The sequence below is a fragment of the Mesorhizobium sp. L2C066B000 genome, assembly GCF_000502335.1.
Lineage (GTDB): Bacteria > Pseudomonadota > Alphaproteobacteria > Rhizobiales > Rhizobiaceae > Mesorhizobium.
In genome coordinates this window covers 126883-147526 of the sequence record NZ_AYWZ01000007.1, presented here as the reverse complement: position 1 = coordinate 147526, position 20644 = coordinate 126883, and the positions used below count along the sequence as shown (strand labels likewise).

Sequence of the window (20644 nt, the reverse complement as noted above, 5' to 3'; positions counted from 1 at the left end):
GAGGCGAGCTTGGGCATCACCTTTCGCAAGGAAACGTTTCGGGACGATTTCACCTTCAAGAACAGCCCGGAACATATCAGGCGGTTTCCGTTCCCGTTCCACGAAGACGCCTACATGTATGCGGTCAACATCGAGCCGCATGTGGTTGGCCCCAAGGGCAGCGTTCTGGAAAACCTGATCGACGTCGACGAGCACTATGTCGCCGAGATGCAGGACCGTGCACTGGTGCTGGCCGACGATCCGCTGCGCTGCCAGTCGCTGCCGCATATGACGCTGGCCGGCTGGGACCTGCTCGAACTTTTGATGGAGCAACAGGCACTTGGCTATCCCGAGCATTTCACCCTGACCCGCGACGGCGACCGCTGGCGCTGGATCAACCGGCCGCTCGGTATCGACGACACCTTCACCTTCGGCGACACCTCGACACTGCCTTACGGGCCGATGGAGTACATCACCCGCCAGAGCCAGGGCGATTTCTGCATCCTCGATCAGCGCGACGGCAATCTGTGGATGGACGCCGGCATGGTCACCACCCAGGCCGACTGGTCGCTCGATTTCGACATCGGCATGAATTTTTTCGAATGGCACGCGCCGGTGCCGCTGGCGCATGAAAAGGGCATTTTCGTCAGGGCGCTGAAGTTCCTCACCAACATCCAGCAGGGCAAGCCGGCGCGGCGTCTCAACTGGACGATGACCATAAACCCGCGCCTCGACACCAGTCCGGAGAATTACCACAAATGGGGCCCGGACCGCGCGACGGTGACGCCCGAAAATGTCGGCGACAAGGTGCATCTGCGCGTCGAACTGCAAAGCTTCTGGCGGCTGCCGCGCTCGAACGGCATCGTCTTCCCGATCCGCTGCTATCTCATCAAGATGGACGAACTGGTGACACAGCCGAAATGGGCAAGGCGACTGCACCGGGTGATCCGCGATTTGCCGGAAGAGCTGGCCACCTACAAGGGCCTGACGCGGTATCGGCCGACGCTGCTCGAATGGCTGTCGAAGTTGGATGATGGCAGTGCGACGTCACCGGGGTTCGGGCCGGACTAAAGATGCCCACAAAGCTGCTGATCTCCCCCCAAGAGGGGGAGATGCCCGGCAGGGCAGAGGGGGGCGCCGTAGAGTGCCGGCCCTTGCCCAATGTCCATCCCAGCGCTTCGGCGAAGCTCACGGCGCGCCGCTCAGCCCAGCCACAATCACGACATGCTGGCAGACATTGTCGATATCGCGAATGACATCGTCGTTCCAGAAGCGCAGGACCGTCCAGCCCAGAGCTTCAAACTTGGCGGTTCTTGCGGCGTCCGATTCCGACGTTTCGGCTTGGCCATGCTGGGAACCATCAAGCTCGATGATCAGCTTTTTGTCCGGGCACGCAAAATCGACGATATGGCCATCGATAGGCATCTGGCGCCGAAACTTCAGTCCCATCAGCCTGTGTGCCCTGATCTCGTTCCAAAGCTTGAGTTCGGCATCGGTCATCACCTTGCGCATCCTGCGGGCATTGCGGCGGTTGTTGGCGGAAACCAGATTATGCGTCATCGCGGTTCGCCCCCCTCTGTCCTGCCGGACATCTCCCCCTCAAGTGGGGAGATCGGATGTCACGTCGGCTTTCGCCGATCGCCGATGTTGCAAAGGGGGGCCGTCGCGGAACTACTGATCTCCGCACGAGAGGATCAAGGGAAGATCGAACTCCTACCCCGCGCTCTGCGGATAGCAAATAATCGACAGATACCGCATCGGAAGTTTCGTCAGTTGCTCCGGCCCGTGCGGCGCGTCGGCGTCGAAGAACAGGCTGTCGCCCGGCTTCATCGGATAGAGGTTGCTGCCGTGCCGGTACACCACCTCGCCCTCCAGCATGTAGAGGAATTCCATGCCCTCATGCTGGAAGGTCGGGAACACATCCGAATCCTCGGTCAGCGAGATCAGGTACGGCTCGACGACGACGCCGCTGGTGTTGGAGCCGATATGGCCGAGCAGATTGTATTGATGGCCGGCGCGGGTGCCGCGGCGCTCGACATCGAGGCCTTCCCCCGCCTTGACGAAAACGGCGCTACGCTCTTCCTCGAAACGCCGGAAGAAGGCGGTGACGGGAACGCCGAGCGCTCGGGAAAGAGCCTGCAAAGTGGTCAGCGACGGCGAGGTGATGCCGTTCTCGATCTTCGAGAGCATGCCGAGCGAAATGTCGGTGGCGACGGCGAGATCGGCGACGGTGATGCCGAGCTTCTTGCGGAAGGCGCGCACCTCGCGCCCGATCGCCACCTCCAGCACCTTTTCGCGGGTATCGCGAATGGCGTGCGGGTTCTGCGTCAGCGGCGCGCGAAGGGTTTTTCCGTCCACGGAGGCCTTTGCCGGTGGCTTTGCCCTTGTCGAAGCAGTCTTGGAGTCGGAACTTGTCTTCGCCATCTCGCTCCCGAATCCCTGTGACTTTATTTCACTCCAGGTGAACATATTCGGTGCCGATACAGAAACGCAACCGCGCAGCAAGCCCCTTAAGTCGAATGGTGTCCGCACCGGATTTGCGCCGTCATCCGTTTCCGGAAATCCGCTGGGGCGAAACGCGGTTTCTCCACAAGGCCTGTTGACAGCATCCAAGAGGCAATTACTGTCCTGTGAGTGAAATTTGTTTCGTAAGAGCAATTCCAAAAATCGAATGACACCGGGAGGCCTGCCATGAAAACGCGCGTTGCCGTCATTGGAGCGGGGCCATCCGGTCTGGCCCAGCTCAGGGCCTTCAAGTCGGCTGCCGACAAGGGCGCCGAGATCCCCGAAATCGTCTGCTTCGAAAAGCAGTCGGACTGGGGCGGCCTGTGGAACTACACCTGGCGCACCGGCCTCGACGAGCATGGCGACCCCGTCCACGGCTCGATGTACCGCTACCTCTGGTCGAACGGACCGAAGGAATGCCTGGAATTCGCCGACTATACGTTCGAGGAGCATTTCGGCCGCCCGATCGGATCCTACCCGCCGCGCGCCGTTTTGTGGGATTACATCAAGGGTCGCGTCGAGAAATCGGGCCTGCGCAAATGGGTGCGCTTCAACAGCCCGGTGCGCATGGTGACCTTCTCGGACGAGAGCAGGAAATTCACTGTCACCGCGCATGACCGCACCAACGACGTCACCTACTCCGAAGAGTTCGACAATGTCGTCGTCGCTTCCGGGCATTTCTCGGTTCCCAACGTTCCCTATTTCGAAGGCTTTTCGACCTTCAACGGCCGTATCCTGCACAGCCATGATTTTCGCGACGCCATGGAGTTCAAGGGCAAGGACATACTGATCATCGGCCGCTCCTATTCTGCCGAGGACATCGGCTCGCAATGCTACAAATACGGCGCCAGATCGATCACCTCCAGCTACCGCTCCAAGCCGATGGGGTTCAAATGGCCGGAGAACTGGAAGGAAGTGCCGCTGCTGCAGAAGGTCGTCGGCAAGACGGCGCACTTCAAGGATGGCACCACCAAGGACGTCGACGCCATCATCCTGTGCACCGGCTATCTGCATTCCTTCCCGTTCCTCACGGAAGAGCTGAAGCTGAAGACCGCCAACCGCATGTGGCCGGACGGGCTCTATGAGGGCGTCGTGTGGGAGAAGAACCCGAAACTGTCCTATATCGGCATGCAGGACCAGTTCTACACTTTCAACATGTTCGACGCCCAGGCCTGGTTCGCCCGTGACGTCATCATGGGCCGCATCAAGCTGCCGTCGGTACAGGCGATGGCCGAGCATGGCGCCAAGTGGCGGGCACGCGAAGAGACGCTGGAAGACGCCGAGCAGATGATCTGGTTCCAGGGCGACTACACCAAGGAATTGATGGACCAGACCGACTATCCCGGCTTCGACGTCGAGGCGGTCAACCAGACCTTCATGGAATGGGAGCACCACAAGGCGGAAGACATTATGAGCTTTCGCGACCACGCCTATCGCTCGCTGATGACCGGCACCATGGCGCCATTGCACCATACGCCCTGGCTGCAGGCGCTGGACGACTCGATGGAAAGCTATCTCCAGGTGAAGGGCGTGGCGGCGGAATAGGTCGGCGTGATGCAAAACAATGCGCCGGCACCGGCCCAGTTCAATTCAGAGGGTAGTCGGGAGCCGCATCGGTCTCCGTCACCTTGACCCACACCAATTCGCTATAATAGGCACCCTCCGGGCCGGTGCCGTACATGGACAGTCTGTCAGCCATCAGCAGATGTGTCATGTCGTTGAGTGCCCGGCCGGTCGGCTCCTCGGGCCAGGCGAAGACGCCGTCGGTTTTGGCGCCGAACCTCACATCGGTGCATCCGAAATCGATCTCGACCTTCCACGACAGCAACGGCCTGATATCGCTGAGCGGCGGGCGCGGCGGATCGGGCTGCTCGAAGTGATGGTCGACCGAGACTCTCGTCGGCACTGCCGGCGTGATGCCTTTGGCTTTGAAGGAGGCGATGGCGTCGTCGCCAAATCGTGCGAGCAGGCCAGCGTGCCATAACCGGTAGGTCGCGCGGAAAAAGCCGCTGACCCGGATAGATTCGCCATCGTTGTTGAAGACGTTCACAGCGGCGTAGAAACGGCGCAGTCGTGGCGCCAGCGCCCGCCAGTCGCATTCGGCCGGTGTCCCCGGCGTCGCGATGAAATCGTCAAGCAGATCGCTGCCGCGCACATTGGCGTTCAGCACCGTGCAATCCTCACCATGGATATGCCAGTGCCGCCGGAGCTCGGCTGCTGCGATTCCGGGCTTGCGCAGCTCTTCCACCGAGGCGCGAACCCGAGCAATCGCGTAGGACGTAGCCGCATCCAACGTCTCAAACCCCGAAACCACATGCTCGCCGGTCTTGGCCATGTCGAAGACGACGACAGTAAAAGGCGGTTCGCGCTGATCGGGCATTCGGCAGCAAGCTCAGGCTGGTCGAGGATGAAGCAGCTTTCCGCGCGAAAATGCGTCAAAGTCAAGAGCTGGAGCGCGGCCTGCCATTTCCAGAAGAGGCGAACTCCAGAAGAGGCGAAACCGTTCTATCCGAGCCGTGCTTGAGCTTTCGCGGCTCAGGGGTCGACGATCGACCGCGATGATGTCGATGGCAGGTTGTTGCCAGCCCGCGACAATGCCGCGACTTTGGACAGTGCGATGGACACTTCCGGGTCGAGATCGCGTGTGCCGACCGCGGTGCAGGTGACGATCATCCTTTCAATCCAGCGGATAGTCGGGAGGCGCCTCCGTCTCCGTCACCTTGGCGGTTAGTATCTCGCAGTCGTTGGCCCAGTCGGGGCCATCGCCGCGCATGGCCATCATGTCGGCCATCAGCAGGAACTGCATGGTTCTGAGCGCCCAGTCGGTGGGCTCTTGCGGCCAGGCGAAGATTCCGGCGGCGTCGCCACCGAACTTCACGTCGTGGCAGACGAAACCGACCTCGACCTTCCAGGATCGGAGTGCCGCGCCCGGCGGCGGATAGGGCGGGTCGGGCAGCTCGAAGTAATTGGCGACCATGAGCTTCGTCGGCTCCGCCGGCTCGATCTCCTTGGCATTGAAGGCGGCAATGGCGTCGTCGCCAAAGCGCTCGAGCAGGCCGTCACGCGACAGCCTGTAGGTCGAGCGAAAGAAGCCGCCGGCCCAGACGGATTCGTTGTTGCCGTTGGAGATCAGTAGCGAGGCGCGGAAGCGGCGCAGCCTGGGCGCCAGCGCCTGCCAGTTGCACTCGGCTGGCGTCGCCGGCGTCGCAATGAAATCATCGAGAAGATCGCTGCCGCGCACATCGACGTTCATCACCGAACAGTCTTCGCCATAGAGGTGCCAGAGCTGGCGAAGCTCAGCAGTGGCGATGCCGGGCTTGCGCAACTCCTCCACCGAGGCGCGAACCCGCGCAATGGCGTAGGACGTCGCCGCCTCCAGCGTCTCAAACCCAGAAACTACGTGCTCCCCGTCCGGCTCGCCGGTCTTGGCCATGTCGAAGACGAGTACGGCAAAAGGCGGTTCGCCGGGATTGGACATTCAACAATTACCCTAGTCGTGCCCGCGCCTTCGCCGTCCAGGCATTGAACAGCCGGTCTGCGACGATGCCGATGAAAGCGATGGCGAGACCCGCGACAATGCCGCGTCCGGAATCGGCCTTGGACAGCGCGATGAAGACTTCCTGGCCGAGGTCGCGTGTGCCGACCATGGCGCAGATGATGATCATCGCCAGCGCCATCAGGATCGTCTGGTTGACTCCCAGCATGATTTCAGGAAGCGCCAGAGGAATTTGCACGCGAAAGAAGGTCTGGCGCGGCGTGCAGCCGGAAACCTTCGCCGCCTCGATCAATGCCGGCGGCACCTGCCTTATGCCATGATTGGTGTAGCGGATCGCCGGCACCACGGCGAAGGCCACCGTGGCGATCATGGCGGTGACGTCGCCGACCCGGAACAGCATCACCACAGGAATGATGAAGCAGAAGGACGGCAGCACCTGCAGCGTGTCGATGATGGGCGTGACGATCTTTTCGAAGCGGTCGCTGCGCGCGGCCGCGAGACCGATCGGAATGCCGATCAGGCAGGCGATGAAGGCCGAGATGCCGCAGAGATAAACCGTCGCCATGGTCTTTTCCCAAAGGCCGGTGACGGCGCAGAAGGCGGTCAGCGCGGCGACGAGGGCGGCGAGACGCAGGCCTGAGAGGTGGTAGCCGGCGAGGCCGAGCAGGGCCACTGCGCCGAGCCACGGAAAGCCTTCGCAGAAGGCGCGCAGCGGGTTCAGTACATTGAGGATGAGCGCCACGCGAAACGCTTCGATCACGTCGAAGAAGTTGATCGTCACCCAGTTGACCGCCGCCTTCCACAGTGGCGCGGTGGTGAAGGTGATCTCCTTCGGCACCGCTGCGAACGCCGGTACGAACAGGCCGAGCAGCGTCGTCACGACCAGGATGGCGATGGCCAGCGACAGATTGGGATAGCGCCGCCAAACGCTCTGGTTCGCCTGCCGTTGAACGTGGCCTTTTGCCTGCTTATGCGCGATCGCCTGGCTCAGCCGGTCGAGCGCGATGGCGAGCGCCACAATGGCGAGCCCGGCTTCCATCGCTTCGCCGACCTTCAGCGCACGCAGCGCCAGCAGCACATCATAGCCGAGGCCGCCGGCGCCGATCATCGAGGCGATGATCACCATGTTCAGCGCCAGCATGATCACCTGGTTGACGCCGATCATCAGTGTCGGCCGCGCCGACGGCAGCAGCACGCGCCACAATTTCTGCCGCGCCGTGCAGCCGGCCATCTCTGAGAAATCGTCGATCTCGGAGGGCACCCGCGACAGACCCAGCATCGTTGCCCGCACCATCGGCGGCGTGGCGAAGATGGCGGTGGCGATCATCGCCGAGACCGGGCTGTTGCCGAACAGAAGCAGCATCGGGATGAGATAGGCGAAGGTCGGAATGGTCTGCATCAGATCAAGCGCTGGGGAGATGATCAGCCGCTCGGCCCATGGCTTGCGCCACGCCCAGATGCCGGCGAACAGGCCGGTGACGATGCAGAAGGGCACGGCGATGGAAATCAGTGCCAGTGTCAGCATGGCGCTGGTCCATTGGCCGAACAGCGCGGTGTAGAGGAAGCAGCCGCCGACCAGCATGCCAAGCTTTCTACCGCCCGCGGCGTGCCCGGCGATGAAGGCGGCTACGCAGACGCCGATCCAGGACAGGCGCGGCAGGACATAGGCATCGGCACCGTGACCAATCTTGAAATTCTTGGCCAGCAGGTCGAGCGCGAAATCGAGGGGAACGCCGAGCACCGCGGTGATCGAGCGGGTCAGCCAGGACAAGTTCGACTTGATCCAGCGCATCAGCGCACTGACCCAGTCGGCGACGGGAACGACCGCATCGGCCGGATAGTCGACCGCCCATGGCAGCCTCTCCTGCAGCAGGAATACCACCAGCACGGCGGCCAGCGCCAGCGCCCAGACCAGCAGCCAGCGCTGAACCGGCGGCCTCGATTGGCTGGCGCTTGCCGTGACCGTCATGCGCCAGCTCTTTGCTTGTCGATGCCGGCCAGCAGTCCGATCACGGCTTGCGGCGTCACCTCGCCGATCGGCTTGCCGCTGCCGTTGACCACCGCGAACGGTTTTCCCGAAGCGACGATGCTGGCCGAGAAGCTGGCGATCCTGGCGTCGGGCGAAACCGTGCCGCCATGTTCGGCGCCATCGCACGCACGCATCAGGCTGCGCGCCGAAATCACCTTGGCGCGGTCGACGTCTCTAGTGAACTCGGCGACATAGTCGGTCGCCGGGTTGACAACCAGCTGTTCCGGCGTGCCGATCTGGATGACCTCGCCATCCTTCATGATGGCGATGCGGTCGGCGAGCCTGATCGCCTCGTCGAAATCATGGGTGATGAAGACGATGGTCTTGTGCAGCATGGTCTGCAGCCGCATCAGCTCGTCCTGCATCTCGCGGCGGATCAGCGGGTCGAGCGCCGAGAACGGCTCGTCGAGGAACCAGATCTCCGGCTTGGTCGCGAGGCTGCGGGCAATGCCGACGCGCTGCTGCTGGCCGCCGGAGAGTTCGCGCGGATAGAAATGCTCGCGGCCGCGTAAGCCCACGAGATCGATCACCTCCCGCGCTCTCGCTTCGCGCGTCGGTCGGTCCTGGCCCTGGATGCTCAGGGGAAAGGCAATGTTGTCGAGCACGTTAAGATGCGGCAGCAGCGCAAAATTCTGGAACACCATACCCATGCGATGACGCCGCAGTTCGATCAGCGCCGCATCGGAAATCTTGAGCAGGTCGTTGCCTTCGAATTCGACCTTGCCGTGGGTCGGCTCGACCAGCCGCGACATGCAGCGCACCAGCGTCGACTTGCCGGAGCCGGATAGCCCCATGATGATGAAGATCTCGCCCTGGCGTATTTCGAGATCGACGGCGCGCACCGCACCCACCAGTCCTGCGGCAGCGACATCGGCCATGCTGGCCTTGCCGTCACGCTCGCGGATGAAGCTGGCCGCGTTCCATCCGAACAGTTTCCAGACATTGCGGCAAGCAAGCTTTATCGGCCGCGCATCCTTTGGCGTGCCAACTGCCTGCGGTTCAGTCGCTTCCGTCATCCAATGGTCCTTCTGGAAAATGGAGATAAGACCCGGCCGCTAGGCCGGGTCCGGCTTCCAGTCAGGCGATCACTGCGCCCAGGCTTTCCAGTCGGCTTCGTGGGCAGCGATCCAGGCGGCGGCAACGTCTTCCGGCGTCTTGCCGCCAAGATCGATCTCGCCGCTCATCTTGTTGAGCTCATCGGTGTCGATCGTGTAGGCCTTGGTCACCTTGTAGGCGATCGGCCATTTGTCCTTCATGCCGGACCAGGAGTATTTCCAGATCTCGCCATGCGGTTTGCCGCAATCGTATTTGGCATCCGGGTTGGTGCCCCATTTCGGGTCGGTGTAGCACTCGGGCGTATACTCCGGGAATTCGACCCACTCGCCCTTGTACTTGGCCGGCGCCCAATGCGGCGAATAGATCCACAGCATGATCGGCGCCTTGCGCTGATAGGCCGAGTCCAACTCGGCGAACATCGCCGCGTCGGTGCCGGCATGGATGACGGTGAAGGGCAGCTTCAGCGCCTCGACGCGCTCGTCGTCAAAGCCTTCCCAGGTTACCGGGCCGCCGAGATAGCGGCCCTTCGGCGCCGTCTCCGCTGTCGAGAACGCCTCGGCGCATTTCGGGTCCTTCAGCGCTTCCCAATTGGGCAGGCCGGGGCATTTCTCCTTCATATATTCGGGAAACCACCATTCCTCCTTGGCCTTCGGCCCGAGCTTGCCGAGCCGCTCGGTCTGGCCGGTGGCGTCTGAAGCCTTCATCGCCTCGCCGGCCGTCGTGTCCCAGAACTCCAGGCCGACATCGAGGTCGCCATTGGTGAGGCCGGTGGTCAGGCTGGAGAGGTAGTCGGCGGTCGGATATTCGACGGTATAGCCGAGCTTTTCGAGGATACCGCCAAGGATCTTGGCGTTGAGGTTGACGCTGGTCCAGTCGAACAGCGCGATCTTGATCGGGTCGTTGGATTCAGGTGCTGCTGCGTGGACCGGTGATGTAAGCGCACTTGCGGTGGCAAGCGCCAAGGCTCCCATTGATAGGTTCGAAATCACACTGCGAAATGACATGCTTGTTCTCCTGTCAAACCATGTGGAAATTTCTTGATCGTTCCCTTCTTGCGTCTTTTCTTGATTGTGTTGGAAAGGGGGGGGTCGTTACGCAAGCTCGTTCGCACCAAGCCAGTGCCGCGGCCGCAACTTGCGCAGGCGAAATGGTTGCTCGACTTGGTGTTTATGTGATGCCGGGCGGGCCCGCGTCATGGCATCGGATGGATTGCTGCGTGAGCAATCGTCAACAGATCGATCGCCGCTCCAGCGGCGCTCTCAGACGTGCGAGCCATCAAGGTCCCATGATCTCGGCCGGCGAGCCCCGTCCTCGCCAAGGCCGTTTCATGGGATGAAATTATATATACCAACGTTCATGCGGCGCAACGGCTGATGCCCTGTGCTGCGCCGAATTTCAGACTGGTCGATTGCCAACCGCCGGAGCGGACTTCACGACATGATCAGGCCGCCATCGACATTGATGGTCTGGCCGGTGATGTAGGTGGCGTCGTTGCTGGCGAGAAAGCTCACCAGGCCGGAAACATCCTCGCCGCTGCCGGCGCGGCCCATCGGGATGTTCTTCACCCATTCGGCCATCAGCTCGCCGGGCTTGTAGTCGCCCATCAGCTTGCCCCACGCCGCGTCATTATAGGCCCACATGTCCGTGTCGATGATGCCGGGGCAGATGGCGTTGACGGTGATCTTTTCCTTGGCCACTTCCTTGGCCAGGCTCTGGGTGATGCCGACGACGCCGAACTTCGACGCCGCGTAGTGCGGTGTGTAGATGAAACCCTGCCGCGCCTGGCCCGATGCCGTGTTGATCAGCCGGCCGCCATCGCCATGCTTGCGGATGCGGGCGATCGCTTCCTGACAGCACAGGAACACGCCCTTTGTGTTGACCGCCATCACCTTGTCCCACTCGGCTTCGGTCATCGCCTCGATCCGGGCGATGGTGATGACGCCGGCATTCTGCACCGAAATGTCGACGCGGCCGAATTCCTTCTCGGCGAGGTCGTAAAGCGCGGTGACCTCATCCTTCTTGGTAACGTCCATGCGCATCGACGCGACCTTGGCGCCTTCCGCTTTCAGGCCGGCGGCGACGTCCTCGACGCGGGTATCGATGGCGCTGACCACGACCGCCGCACCTTCTTCGGCAAAGCGCTTCGCCATCGCCGCGCCGATGCCGCCGCTCGCGCCGGTGATGACCGCAGTCTTGCCTTCAAAACGCTTCTGCACTTTTCTTCTCCTACCAGCAGACAAAGCCGCCATCGACGATCAGGTCGATGCCGGTGACGTAACTCGCGGCGCGGCTGGCCAAGAACACGGTCGGCCCGACCATCTCTTCCGGCGTCGCCATGCGGCCCATTGGTGTGTCGCGCTCGAATATCTTGATCTGTTCGGCGACCTCAGGCCGTTTGTTCATCGGCGTCAGCGTGTAGCCGGGGCTCACCACATTGACGCGCAGGCCGCGATCGGCCCATTCCATGGCGAGGCTCTTCGACATATGGATAACGGCCGCCTTCGACGAATTGTAATGCGCCTGGGTCAGGCCGCGATTGACGATCGAACCCGACATGGAGGCGATGTTGATGATCGAGCCCTTGCGTCGTGAAAGCATGGCGCGCGCTTCGGCCTGGCAGGACAGGAACACGCCGCTGACATTGACGTCGTAGATTTTCTGCCACGTCTCCAGCGGCAGCGTCTCGGCCGGCTCGGCCCCGGCGATGCCGGCATTGTTGACGGCGATGGTCAACGCGCCGAGTTCGTTCTCGGTGCGCTCGATCGCTGACGCGAGATCGGCCTCCGACGTCACCGTGCCGGTCAGCACCACCGCCTTGCGCCCAAGTGCCGAAATCTTGTGCGCCGTCTCGTCCAGCCCGCCCTTGGAGGTGTGGCCGAAACAGACGACATCGGCGCCGGCTTCGGCGAGCCCGATGGCAATGGCCTGGCCAATGCCGCTGCCGGCGCCTGTTACCAGCGCTACGTCGCCGCTGAGATCGAATAGTTTCATGTTGTTCCCCCTCCTGAAATGAAGGGGCGCCAGTCTTTGCTGGCGCCCCGCGCGGTCCGGTCCTTGGGAGGATACCACCTGCTGCGCTTTGTTCCGACTCCTGTCCTCAGCTCGTGGCGAGTTCCATCACCGCGACATTGCTCGCCTCGCTGCGGTCGAGAATGCCGCGCTGGCGGCCGCGGCTCAGCACCAGCACCCGGTGCGACAGCCCCAGCACCTCCTCGAGGTCGGAGCTGACCACCACCACCGCCATACCGGAGCGGGCGAGGTCGGCGATCACGTCGTAGATAGCCGCACGCGCGCCGACATCGATGCCGCGCGTCGGTTCATCGAGAATGAACACTTTTGGCGGCCGCGACACCCATTTGGCAATGATCACCTTCTGCTGGTTGCCGCCGGAAAGCTTGCTGACCGCCTGGCCAGGTTTGCCCTTGACCCCGAGCCTTGCGATGCCGGCCTCGGCGAATTTCTGCACCGCTTTCGGGAACACCCAGCCCTTCGGCGCGACATGGTCGAAATTGCCGAACGCCAGATTCTCGCCGATTGTCTGGTCGAGCACGACGCCTTGCGCCTTGCGGTCTTCCGGCACCAGCACGACGCCGGCCTTGATCGCCGCCGCCGGCCCGCTGAGATGCACCGGTTCGCCGGCAACACGCACCGAGCCGGACGAGATCGGATCGGCGCCGGCGATCGCCCGCACCAGTTCTGTGCGGCCGGCGCCGATCAACCCGGCAATGCCGAGAATCTCGCCTGCTTTGACCGAGAAGGAGACGTTGTTGAAACTCTTCTCCGGCGAAGACAGGTTCTCGACCTCGAGCAGTGTTTCCTCGCGCGGCGGCGTCAGATGCGGGAACATCCGCTCGACCGAGCGGCCGACCATCTGCTCGACCACTGTGCGCACGGGAATATCGGCGCGCTCGTGGCGGGCGACGATGCGTCCGTCGCGCATCACCACCACGCGGTCGGCAATCTGCGCGATCTCGTCGAGACGATGGCTGATATAGATGAAGGACATGCCTTCCGCCTTGAGCTTGCGGATCTGCTGGAACAAAAGCTCCGTTTCCTCGCCGCCAAGCGCTGCGGTCGGTTCGTCGAAGATCAGCAATTCGGCATTCAGCGTCAGCGCCTTGGCGATCTCGACCTGCTGCTGGGCGGCGATGCGCAGCGTGCCCACCTTGCGCTCGGGCGAGACGTCGAGGCCAAGCCGCTTCAACTGCGCCGAGGCCTTGGCGTTCATCTCCGCGCGGTCGATGCGGCCGCCGCGCATCGGCAGGCGCCCGACATAGACATTTTCCGCCACCGACAGGTCCGGCAGCAGCTTCAGTTCCTGATGGATCATGCCCACACCGGCATCGATTGCCGCGGCAGGCGAGGCGGGGGAATAGGGCTTCCCCCGCCAGATGATGGTGCCCGCGTCGGGCCGGGTCGAGCCGGCGATGATATTGGACACCGTCGACTTGCCGGCGCCGTTTTCGCCGAGCAGCGCCACAACCTCGCCCGGCCGCACCTCAAAGCTTGCATCGGCCAGGACCTGGACCGGTCCGTAGCTCTTGCAAAGGCCGTTGACGAAGAGCCCGTTGTGCGGGCTTTCGCTGTGGCGAGGATCAGGAGACATCGTGGTGCTCTCTTAAGCGGTGCCGGTCGTTACGGATGCTTGGCGATGAACTGCTCGACATTGTCCTTGGTGGTCAGCGTCGCATCCTGCAGCTGCTCGGCCGGGACGCTTTCGCCGGCCACCAGCTTGATCGCCGCATCGACGGCGAGACGGCCCATGCCTTGCGTCTGCTGCGTCGCGGTGACGTCGAACACGCCGTCCTTCAGCGCCTTGAGCGCGGCCACGTCGCCATCGAAGCCGGCAACCCAGACCTTGTGGCCGGGATTGGCGACCTTGACCGCCTGCGCCGCACCCAGCGCCAGCGCATCGGCCTGGCCGATGACAATGGAGACGTCGGGATGCGACTGCAGCAGGTCCTGCGTCAGCTTGAAGCCTTCGTCCTGGTGCCAGCCTTCGCTCCACAATTCGCCGACCACCTTGATATCGGGATAGGCCTTGAGCGCTTCGCCGCAGCCCTTCGAGCGATCCACTTCCGGCGTGGTGCCCTTCTGGCCGTGGATGATGATCAGTTCGCCTTTGCCGCCGGCCTGCTTGGCGATGTAGTCGCACACCGCCTGCGCCGAGGCGACGCTGTTGGTGGCGATGAAGGTGTCGCCGGGCGCGCCGTCGGCGTTGCGGTCGACATTGACGACCGGGATGCCGGCAGCCTTGGCGGTCTTGGTCGGCACGGTGGCGGCTGTGGCGCCGGCCGGAATGTAGATCAGCGCGTCGATGTTCTGCGTGATCAAATCCTGTACCTGGCTGACCTGCGTTGCCGAATCGCCCTTGGCGTCGACGGTGACGATCTCGATGCCCTTTTCCTTGCCGTAGGCTTCGACCGACTGCTTGATCTGGTTGAAGAAGTCGGCCTGCAAATTGGCCACGGCGAGGCCAAGCTTCTTGGCCTCCTTGGCCGAGGCCATGTCGGTCAGCCCGAGCAGCGGAATGATGGCGGCCGCGGCAAGCAGCAATGAACGTTTGGTCAGCATGTGTTTCCTCCGTTGATAGTCAAACTGTCCCGCCAGCGCATCGCGCCCCTTGGAACATCCCAGTTTCGGATCGACCGATCCGTTATCGCCCGGACGTTCCGGGCGAATTCTCAATTGTGCCCCGCTCTCTATCGCGCCCTGCGCCGCCAGGTGTCGCTGGCGACGGCCAGCGCGATCACCACGCCGATCACCACCTGCTGGATGAAGGGCGAGACGCCGAGCAGATTGAGGCCGTTGCGCAGCACGCCGATGATGAGCACGCCGACCGCTGTGCCGCCGATCGAACCGACGCCGCCCGAGAGGCTGGCGCCGCCGATCACCACCGCCGCGATGGTGTCGAGTTCATAGCCCAGGCCGGAACTCGGCTGCACCGAATCCAGCCGCGCGGCGAGCACGATGCCGGCCAGTCCGGCCAGTACGCCGCAGATCGTGTAGACCCAGTTGGTCAGTGACTTCACCGGAATGCCGGAGAGCCGCGCCACCTCGGCGCTGCCGCCGATGGCGTAAAGGCTGCGGCCGGTGGCGCGGTAGTTGAGGAAGATGGCGAAGACGATCGCCAGCACCATCATCACCCCGACTGTGACCGACAGGAAGCCGAAATGGCGGATGATTGACAGGCTGGTGAACCAGTCGGGAAAGCCGACGATCTGCGAGCCGTCGGTGATCATGTTGGCAAGGCCGCGCGCCACCGACATCATCGCCAGCGTCGCGATGAAGGGCGGCAGCCGGGTGACGGTCACCAGCAGGCCGGACACCAGTCCGCAAAGGCCGGCGACGACCAGTGCTGCAACGACGCCGGCCGCAAGGCCGAGATTGAGATAGTCGGGATGGGAGACAAAGCCCATCACCATGGCGGCCAGCGCCAGCACCGAGCCGACCGAGAGATCGATGCCGCCGATCAGGATCACCAGCGTCATGCCGATTGCCATGATGCCGAGCACCGTGATCTGGTCGAGCACGTTGAGGATGTTGCGCACGGTGAGGAACGTGTCGGTGGTCAACGTCAGCGCCAGGCAAAGCAGCAGCAGTCCGATCAGCGGTCCCATGGTTCCGGCAAACAGCGCCGAAAGCTTCGCGGCCGTCGCACCTTGAGCGCCGGGCGCGGCTTTCAACCCGCCAGCCTTCGACTCGCTTGCATCATTACTCACGGCCACTTCGTCTCCTCCGTAAGCGAAACGGCGATGGCCTGCCGTCCGCTCTTGTTCACCAGGCACCTCCCTGTGAACAATTTATCTTTGATATGCAATTTTGTTCAGCTAAACTGTTCATTAGAAAATTGTCAAGAGCCGTTGCGCCATTCGGCGGTGGTTTGCGCCACAGGGCGGTTTGTCCTAGGGAAGGCCAGGGGGCGGCGCTTGCGGAAAGATTTCCGAAATCTGCCGCGGGAGGGCAAAAGATGGCGACCGTCGAAAACGAGAAGGCCTCGCGCTTCCCCGATGCCGAGCTCAAGGCCCGGGCCGCCTGGCATTACTATGTCGAAGGTCTGACGCAAGAGCGCATCTCCGAGATTCTTGGCGTCGGCCGCATCAAGGTGCACCGGATCCTGTCGGCCGCCCGCGAGGAAGGCATTGTCCAGTTCCGCATTCGCGACAGTGTCGTCGAATGTGTGCAGCTCGAGGAGAGCCTGAAGCAGCGCTTCGGGCTAAGCCAGGCGGTCGTGGTGCCGTCGGCCGCCGATCGCAGCAACGCGCCGCTGATGATCGGCCACGCGGCTGCCGCCTATCTCGCCGACAATGTGAATGCCGGCGACGTCATTGCGCTGGGCTGGGGTCGCACCCTGAAATTCGCCATCAACGAACTGCCGAGGCGGCCGATCGCCAGGACGACGGTTGTCTCGATGCTCGGCGGCCTCACCCACGCGCAGCCGCTCAACCCGACCGAAAGCGCCTGGGAGTTCGCCGAAAAGATCGGCGCTGAATGTTTCCTGCTGCCGGTGCCGGTCTATGCCGACAAGCCGGAACAGCGCGATGCCTTCATGAGCCAGCGCAGCGTTCAGGATGTCGTCTTCCGCGCGCGCCGCGCCAACATCGCCGTGCTCAGCGTCGGCTCGTTTTCCAAGGACAGCCCGATCGCCAATTACGGCTTCATCAAACCGAGCGAACTAGAGGAATTGCAGGCGGCCGGCGCGGTCGGCGACCTCTTGTGCCATTTCATCGACGCCGAGGGCCACTCTGTCGACCATGAGGTCAACCGCCGCGTCTGCGCCTATCCGCTGCAGGATCTGTCCGATATTCCGAGCATCATCCTGGTGTCAGGCGGTCAGGAGAAGGTCGCCGTCATGCGCGCCGCGCTCGCCAACACCAGGATTTCGGTGCTCATTACCGATGAGGATGCGGCCAAAGGCCTGCTCAACCGTTGAGCGCTGTCGGCGTCGGTCAGAATTCGCAGGGCTCCGGACGACTGTCGTCCGACCAGTCGGCCAGTGCGATCGGCACGAATTTTCCCGCGACCGGTTTGCCGTCGTCCAGGTCCTTTGAAGCGGTACCTTTGCCGGTGAGAAAATTGATGTCGCAGCCGCCCAGCGTCGTCCCGACCGAGCCGTCGGCTTTCTGCACATTCCAGTCCCAGTCGCGACTGTAGCCGGCGACAAGGAATTTACCGCCGCGCCAGACGATGGTCAGCGTCGCATCCCATGATTTGTTGGCGCCGCAGCCGAAGCACGAGGTGACGACAAGCGATCCCTTGCCCTTGCTTTCGAGCCCGAGAATACGGTCCTGCGTCAGCGCCCTTTTGACAAAGTCAGGCTTGCGCGAAGGATCGAGCTTTCCTTCGCCGGCAGCCAGATAGATCGAGAGATCCGCCAGCCCGGTTTCGGAATCCGCCGCGATCGCGGCCCGATCCATCCTGCCGTCATTGTCCATGTCGAGCGTGACCTCGAAGGGCGGCTCGTCCTGCGCACGCGCCGTCATTGGAGCTGCCGCAAGCGCGACAATCCAGGGCAGGGCGGCAAGGTGAAATACTGCTTTCATGAGCCTGATGAGTCTAGCATTGGCCGGGCAGGACGCAAAATCGGCAAGCTGGGCAGGTTGGGCATGGGAGCCTCACGCAGGCAAGCTGCGCTTGAACTCAGATCGCACCGAGCCGCGCGTGGATGTCGCGTGTCGCGTGATAGAGGTCGCGGTAGATCGCCTTGCGCGCCCGGTAAGCCGGCACCAGCGTCATATCCGGATCGACACGCCTGGCCGGCGCCGCCGCCATCGCCTTGGCGGCGTCTTCCGGCGAGGCAAACCAGCCGATCGCCGAAGCCGCCAGCATGGCCGCGCCAAGGGCCGCCGCCTCGTTGACCGGCGACACGAACAGCGGCCGCTCCAGCACGCTGGCCATGATCTTCATCAGCAGCGCCGAATTGGTGCCGCCGCCGGCGGCAATCATCTCTCCCGGCTTGCCGCCGCTTTCGGCCTCCATCGCCTCGCTGGCGATGGCTTGCTCCAAAGCGATGCCTTCCAGCGTGGCGCGGAAGAGATGCCTGGGCTCATGGTCGAGCGACAGGCCAACAACGGCGCCGCGCGCCGCGCCATCCCAATAGGGGCTCATGACGCCGGCCCAATAGGGCATGACCAAAAGACCGTCGCTGCCGGCCGCAACATCGACCGCACCCTTCTCCAGTTCTGCCGCGGAAGACGCGCCGGTGGTGCGCACGATCCAGTCGACCAGTTGCATGCCCGAGCGCAGCACGGTTTCCAGCATGAAGCCCGAACCGGTGGGCGAGACCAGCGTGCGAAACGCGTCCGATGTGGTGACTGTGCCGGAATAGCAGCCGCAGACGACACCGGAGCCGAGCGAGAGATAGCTCCTGCCGGCACCATAGACGCCCATGCCGAGACCCATGGCCTGGCCATCGCCGGCGCCGGCGACAATTGGCGTGCCCGCTTTGAGGCCAGTCAGCTGGGCAATGCTTTCGGCAAGGCCGCCGCAGATTTCGCCTGGGCCGATCAGCGCCGGCAACTGCCGTGGCTGCAGCCCTGCAGCCGCCACAAGCTCAGCGTGCCATTCGCCTGTCGCGACATCGAGCAAGCCGAGCGGGTCGGCACTTGCCGTGCTGGTAACCAGCTGTGCGGTCAGCCGGTGAACGAAGAAGCCATGAACATCGACCAGGGCGGCGGCGTTGGCCAGCACCTGCGGCTGGTGTTCCGCCAACCAGGCGATGGCATAGAGCGCCGGCGTCGGATCCGGCGGCTTGCCGCTCCAGTCGCGGATCGCTTCGCGGCCGAGTTCGGCCGACAGCCGGGCGACTTGTGGCCGGGCGCGCTCGTCAAGCCACAGGATCGCCGGGATGAGCGGCGTGCCGGCCTGATCGATCAGGGTGAAGGTCTCGCGCTGATGGGCTATGGCAATTGCCGCCACGCGCGCGGCGCCGACCTTGTCGGCAACCTGCTTCAGCGCACTGACGAGGGCTGCCCACCAATGTTCGGCATCCTGCTCGAAATGGCCGGGCTTCGGATTGGCCAGCGGATAGGCCTCGCGCGCCTGGAACAGCTCCGCGCCGTCGCGGGTGAAGGCGATTGCCTTCACCGCCGTCGTCGAGGCATCGATCCCGATAACGACATCGTCCATCACAGGGAGATCCCGAAGGTTCAGGCGGCGTTGGTCACAAACTGTCCGTCCGACTGGTCGAGACGGCGGCGGATCTGCGTTATCACCATCGAATCGTCGGGTACACAATTTTCATAGGTGAGGAAGTCGCCGGTCTTGACCGGCTTGACCACCTTGGCGCGTTCGGCAATCCCGAGCGGCAGCGCGCCCTTGGCGCGGGCGTCCTCCCAGGTCATGGCGAAGCCGCGATAGTCGTTCTCGCCGATCATGCCGAGCGATTGGCCCGCGCCGAGATCGCTCTTGGCCACCGCCACCGCTTCGGCGACCGGATGGTCGAGCGGCTCCATGTCGGCGCGCTTGTAGACAACGGCGCGCGCCGCCGACAGCGGCACTTCAAGGCTTGTCAGGTGATAGGGACGGTAGATCGTGAAATAGGGACCCTTGCCGACCTTGAGGTCGACCATGCGCTCCAGCACGCGCGGATGCCTCGTTTCGATGATGCAGAACACGCCGGGCGCCACGCCCTTGCCGATGGAATAGTCGACCACGCCCTTGCGGTGCAGCACGCCGCCATCCTCGCGCGGGCAAAGCACGCTGGCCAGTTCCTCCAGCGTCGCCGTCGGGCCGTGCATGCCCGGCACGTCGGGCACCAGCCCGGTGGCGTTGGCAATCGCCACCATCTCGATCGCCGTCTTGGAACCGTCGACGAACTCGACCAGCATGCGCGCATTCATATTGCGCTCGGCCGCTTCCTTCTCGTAGTCGGCGGGCATGGCGTCGATCTTGAGCGGGTTGTTCTTGCCCTTGCCGGCGGCGATGATGTTGAAGCCGAGGCTCTTGGCGAAGCCGATGATCTCCAGCGTGCAGGCGGGTTCGTCGCCGGCCGCACCGGTGTAGACCACGCCGGCCTTGCGCGCTTCCTCCTTGAGGAAGCGGCCGATCGTAATGTCCGCCTCGACATTGAGCATGACGATGTGCTTGCCGTTCTTCATCACTTCGAGCGCAAACAGCGTGCCGATGTTGGGATTGCCTGTCGCGTCGATGATGACATCAATGCGGCCGGCCGCGGCCAGCGCATGCAGATCTTCGGTGACAGCGATCTTGCCGGCCTCGATGGCGCGGTCGATGGCAGAGGCGTTCGCAGCCTGGACGATGTCGGAGCGGTCATGGCCGGCGAGCAGTGCGGCATCGATCGCCGCTTGCGGGCGCACCTCGGAAATGGCACCGATCCGCATGCCCGGCATCAGCGCCACCTGGACGACGATGTCGGTGCCCATCTGCCCGGCGCCGGCGAGACCGATGGTGATAGGCCCTTGGGCTTCAGCGCGCTGCAGAAGTTCCGCTGCAAATTGCGGATGGGCCATATCGCTTCCTCCAGTCACGACGCGCCGCAGCGTCAAATCATCATTTTGAACATTCCTATTTCCATTTGAAAAATATTTCAACCCGCAAATCGGAGAATGGCTGCAGGA

General features: G+C 63.2%; 19 protein-coding genes. 3 read left to right on the top strand and 16 right to left on the bottom strand.

Features of this window, described 5'->3' with window-relative positions; all coding sequences use genetic code 11:
• Positions 1–9 precede the first annotated feature (9 nt).
• Entirely contained in the window at positions 10–1050 is a 1041-nt protein-coding gene (locus X733_RS148890) for a DUF3445 domain-containing protein (RefSeq protein WP_023819018.1), read from the top strand.
• Positions 1051–1167: 117 nt separating this feature from the next.
• Here X733_RS148890 and X733_RS148895 read toward each other — a convergent pair whose 3' ends face one another.
• Positions 1168–1539: an endonuclease domain-containing protein gene (locus X733_RS148895; RefSeq protein WP_023701508.1), complete on the bottom strand. Its 372-nt coding sequence runs from the start codon at positions 1537–1539 to the stop codon at positions 1168–1170.
• Positions 1540–1692: 153 nt separating this feature from the next.
• The gene (locus tag X733_RS148900) at positions 1693–2403 is read right to left on the bottom strand and encodes an XRE family transcriptional regulator (RefSeq protein WP_023819017.1); all 711 of its coding nucleotides are present in this window, start codon (positions 2401–2403) and stop codon (positions 1693–1695) included.
• Between the two features lie 267 nt (positions 2404–2670).
• Here X733_RS148900 and X733_RS148905 point away from each other — a divergent pair, with 267 nt between their 5' ends.
• On the top strand, positions 2671–4029 hold the full coding sequence (locus tag X733_RS148905; RefSeq protein WP_023819016.1) for an NAD(P)/FAD-dependent oxidoreductase: 1359 nt from the start codon (positions 2671–2673) through the stop codon (positions 4027–4029).
• A 40-nt stretch (positions 4030–4069) separates the two neighbouring features.
• On the opposite strand, the gene X733_RS1000000167210 is transcribed toward X733_RS148905, so the two are convergent.
• The 11 genes from X733_RS1000000167210 to X733_RS148945 form a co-directional block, all read right to left on the bottom strand.
• On the bottom strand, positions 4070–4864 hold the full coding sequence (locus tag X733_RS1000000167210) for a hypothetical protein (RefSeq protein ID WP_023819015.1): 795 nt from the start codon (positions 4862–4864) through the stop codon (positions 4070–4072).
• A gap of 155 nt (positions 4865–5019) precedes the next feature.
• On the bottom strand, positions 5020–5157 hold the full coding sequence (locus X733_RS1000000169615) for a hypothetical protein (protein ID WP_023819014.1): 138 nt from the start codon (positions 5155–5157) through the stop codon (positions 5020–5022).
• 4 nt (positions 5158–5161) lie between these two features.
• Positions 5162–5962, bottom strand: coding sequence for a hypothetical protein (locus X733_RS1000000167205; protein WP_023819013.1), 801 nt, complete (start codon positions 5960–5962; stop codon positions 5162–5164).
• Between the two features lie 7 nt (positions 5963–5969).
• Positions 5970–7949, bottom strand: a complete 1980-nt coding sequence (locus X733_RS148910; protein ID WP_023819012.1) for an ABC transporter permease subunit — start codon at positions 7947–7949, stop codon at positions 5970–5972.
• Entirely contained in the window at positions 7946–9025 is a 1080-nt protein-coding gene (locus X733_RS148915) for a glycine betaine/L-proline ABC transporter ATP-binding protein (protein WP_023754058.1), read from the bottom strand. The genes X733_RS148910 and X733_RS148915 overlap by 4 nt, the downstream gene beginning before the upstream one ends.
• Positions 9026–9094: 69 nt before the next feature.
• A complete protein-coding gene (locus tag X733_RS148920) occupies positions 9095–10069 on the bottom strand; it encodes an ABC transporter substrate-binding protein (RefSeq protein ID WP_031193440.1) in 975 nt (324 codons plus the stop codon).
• A 426-nt stretch (positions 10070–10495) separates the two neighbouring features.
• Positions 10496–11314, bottom strand: coding sequence for an SDR family oxidoreductase (locus tag X733_RS148925; protein ID WP_050588669.1), 819 nt, complete (start codon positions 11312–11314; stop codon positions 10496–10498).
• Positions 11292–12056 carry an SDR family oxidoreductase gene (locus X733_RS148930; protein ID WP_023819010.1) on the bottom strand — a complete coding sequence of 255 codons (765 nt, stop codon included), beginning with the start codon at positions 12054–12056 and terminating at the stop codon, positions 11292–11294. The genes X733_RS148925 and X733_RS148930 overlap by 23 nt, the downstream gene beginning before the upstream one ends.
• A 106-nt stretch (positions 12057–12162) precedes the next feature.
• Positions 12163–13671, bottom strand: coding sequence for a sugar ABC transporter ATP-binding protein (locus X733_RS148935; RefSeq protein ID WP_023819009.1), 1509 nt, complete (start codon positions 13669–13671; stop codon positions 12163–12165).
• 29 nt (positions 13672–13700) lie between these two features.
• Entirely contained in the window at positions 13701–14639 is a 939-nt protein-coding gene (locus X733_RS148940) for a sugar ABC transporter substrate-binding protein (RefSeq protein ID WP_023684414.1), read from the bottom strand.
• A gap of 128 nt (positions 14640–14767) precedes the next feature.
• Positions 14768–15700, bottom strand: a complete 933-nt coding sequence (locus tag X733_RS148945; RefSeq protein ID WP_245274444.1) for an ABC transporter permease — start codon at positions 15698–15700, stop codon at positions 14768–14770.
• Between the two features lie 335 nt (positions 15701–16035).
• Here X733_RS148945 and X733_RS148950 point away from each other — a divergent pair, with 335 nt between their 5' ends.
• Entirely contained in the window at positions 16036–16998 is a 963-nt protein-coding gene (locus tag X733_RS148950; protein WP_023684411.1) for a sugar-binding transcriptional regulator, read from the top strand.
• A gap of 16 nt (positions 16999–17014) precedes the next feature.
• Here X733_RS148950 and X733_RS1000000167200 read toward each other — a convergent pair whose 3' ends face one another.
• From X733_RS1000000167200 to X733_RS148960, 3 genes are all read right to left on the bottom strand, one after another.
• The gene (locus X733_RS1000000167200) at positions 17015–17608 is read right to left on the bottom strand and encodes a hypothetical protein (protein ID WP_155924217.1); all 594 of its coding nucleotides are present in this window, start codon (positions 17606–17608) and stop codon (positions 17015–17017) included.
• 97 nt (positions 17609–17705) lie between these two features.
• Complete coding sequence (locus X733_RS148955; protein WP_023684409.1) at positions 17706–19193, bottom strand: FGGY family carbohydrate kinase; 1488 nt, start codon at positions 19191–19193, stop codon at positions 17706–17708.
• 20 nt (positions 19194–19213) lie between these two features.
• Positions 19214–20536, bottom strand: a complete 1323-nt coding sequence (locus tag X733_RS148960) for a homoserine dehydrogenase (RefSeq protein ID WP_023668524.1) — start codon at positions 20534–20536, stop codon at positions 19214–19216.
• Positions 20537–20644: the final 108 nt, after the last annotated feature.

What these genes read in the sequence shown, in the direction of transcription:
- X733_RS148895 (WP_023701508.1), bottom strand. Translation starts at nt 1,539, where the DNA reads ATGACGCATAATCTGGTTTCCGCCAACAACCGCCGCAATGCCCGCAGG.
- X733_RS148900 (WP_023819017.1), bottom strand. Translation starts at nt 2,403, where the DNA reads ATGGCGAAGACAAGTTCCGACTCCAAGACTGCTTCGACAAGGGCAAAG.
- X733_RS148905 (WP_023819016.1), top strand. Translation starts at nt 2,671, where the DNA reads ATGAAAACGCGCGTTGCCGTCATTGGAGCGGGGCCATCCGGTCTGGCC.
- X733_RS1000000167210 (WP_023819015.1), bottom strand. Translation starts at nt 4,864, where the DNA reads ATGCCCGATCAGCGCGAACCGCCTTTTACTGTCGTCGTCTTCGACATG.
- X733_RS1000000169615 (WP_023819014.1), bottom strand. Translation starts at nt 5,157, where the DNA reads ATGATCGTCACCTGCACCGCGGTCGGCACACGCGATCTCGACCCGGAA.
- X733_RS1000000167205 (WP_023819013.1), bottom strand. Translation starts at nt 5,962, where the DNA reads ATGTCCAATCCCGGCGAACCGCCTTTTGCCGTACTCGTCTTCGACATG.
- X733_RS148910 (WP_023819012.1), bottom strand. Translation starts at nt 7,949, where the DNA reads ATGACGGTCACGGCAAGCGCCAGCCAATCGAGGCCGCCGGTTCAGCGC.
- X733_RS148915 (WP_023754058.1), bottom strand. Translation starts at nt 9,025, where the DNA reads ATGACGGAAGCGACTGAACCGCAGGCAGTTGGCACGCCAAAGGATGCG.
- X733_RS148920 (WP_031193440.1), bottom strand. Translation starts at nt 10,069, where the DNA reads ATGTCATTTCGCAGTGTGATTTCGAACCTATCAATGGGAGCCTTGGCG.
- X733_RS148925 (WP_050588669.1), bottom strand. Translation starts at nt 11,314, where the DNA reads ATGGCGGCTTTGTCTGCTGGTAGGAGAAGAAAAGTGCAGAAGCGTTTT.
- X733_RS148930 (WP_023819010.1), bottom strand. Translation starts at nt 12,056, where the DNA reads ATGAAACTATTCGATCTCAGCGGCGACGTAGCGCTGGTAACAGGCGCC.
- X733_RS148935 (WP_023819009.1), bottom strand. Translation starts at nt 13,671, where the DNA reads ATGTCTCCTGATCCTCGCCACAGCGAAAGCCCGCACAACGGGCTCTTC.
- X733_RS148940 (WP_023684414.1), bottom strand. Translation starts at nt 14,639, where the DNA reads ATGCTGACCAAACGTTCATTGCTGCTTGCCGCGGCCGCCATCATTCCG.
- X733_RS148950 (WP_023684411.1), top strand. Translation starts at nt 16,036, where the DNA reads ATGGCGACCGTCGAAAACGAGAAGGCCTCGCGCTTCCCCGATGCCGAG.
- X733_RS1000000167200 (WP_155924217.1), bottom strand. Translation starts at nt 17,608, where the DNA reads ATGAAAGCAGTATTTCACCTTGCCGCCCTGCCCTGGATTGTCGCGCTT.
- X733_RS148955 (WP_023684409.1), bottom strand. Translation starts at nt 19,193, where the DNA reads ATGGACGATGTCGTTATCGGGATCGATGCCTCGACGACGGCGGTGAAG.
- X733_RS148960 (WP_023668524.1), bottom strand. Translation starts at nt 20,536, where the DNA reads ATGGCCCATCCGCAATTTGCAGCGGAACTTCTGCAGCGCGCTGAAGCC.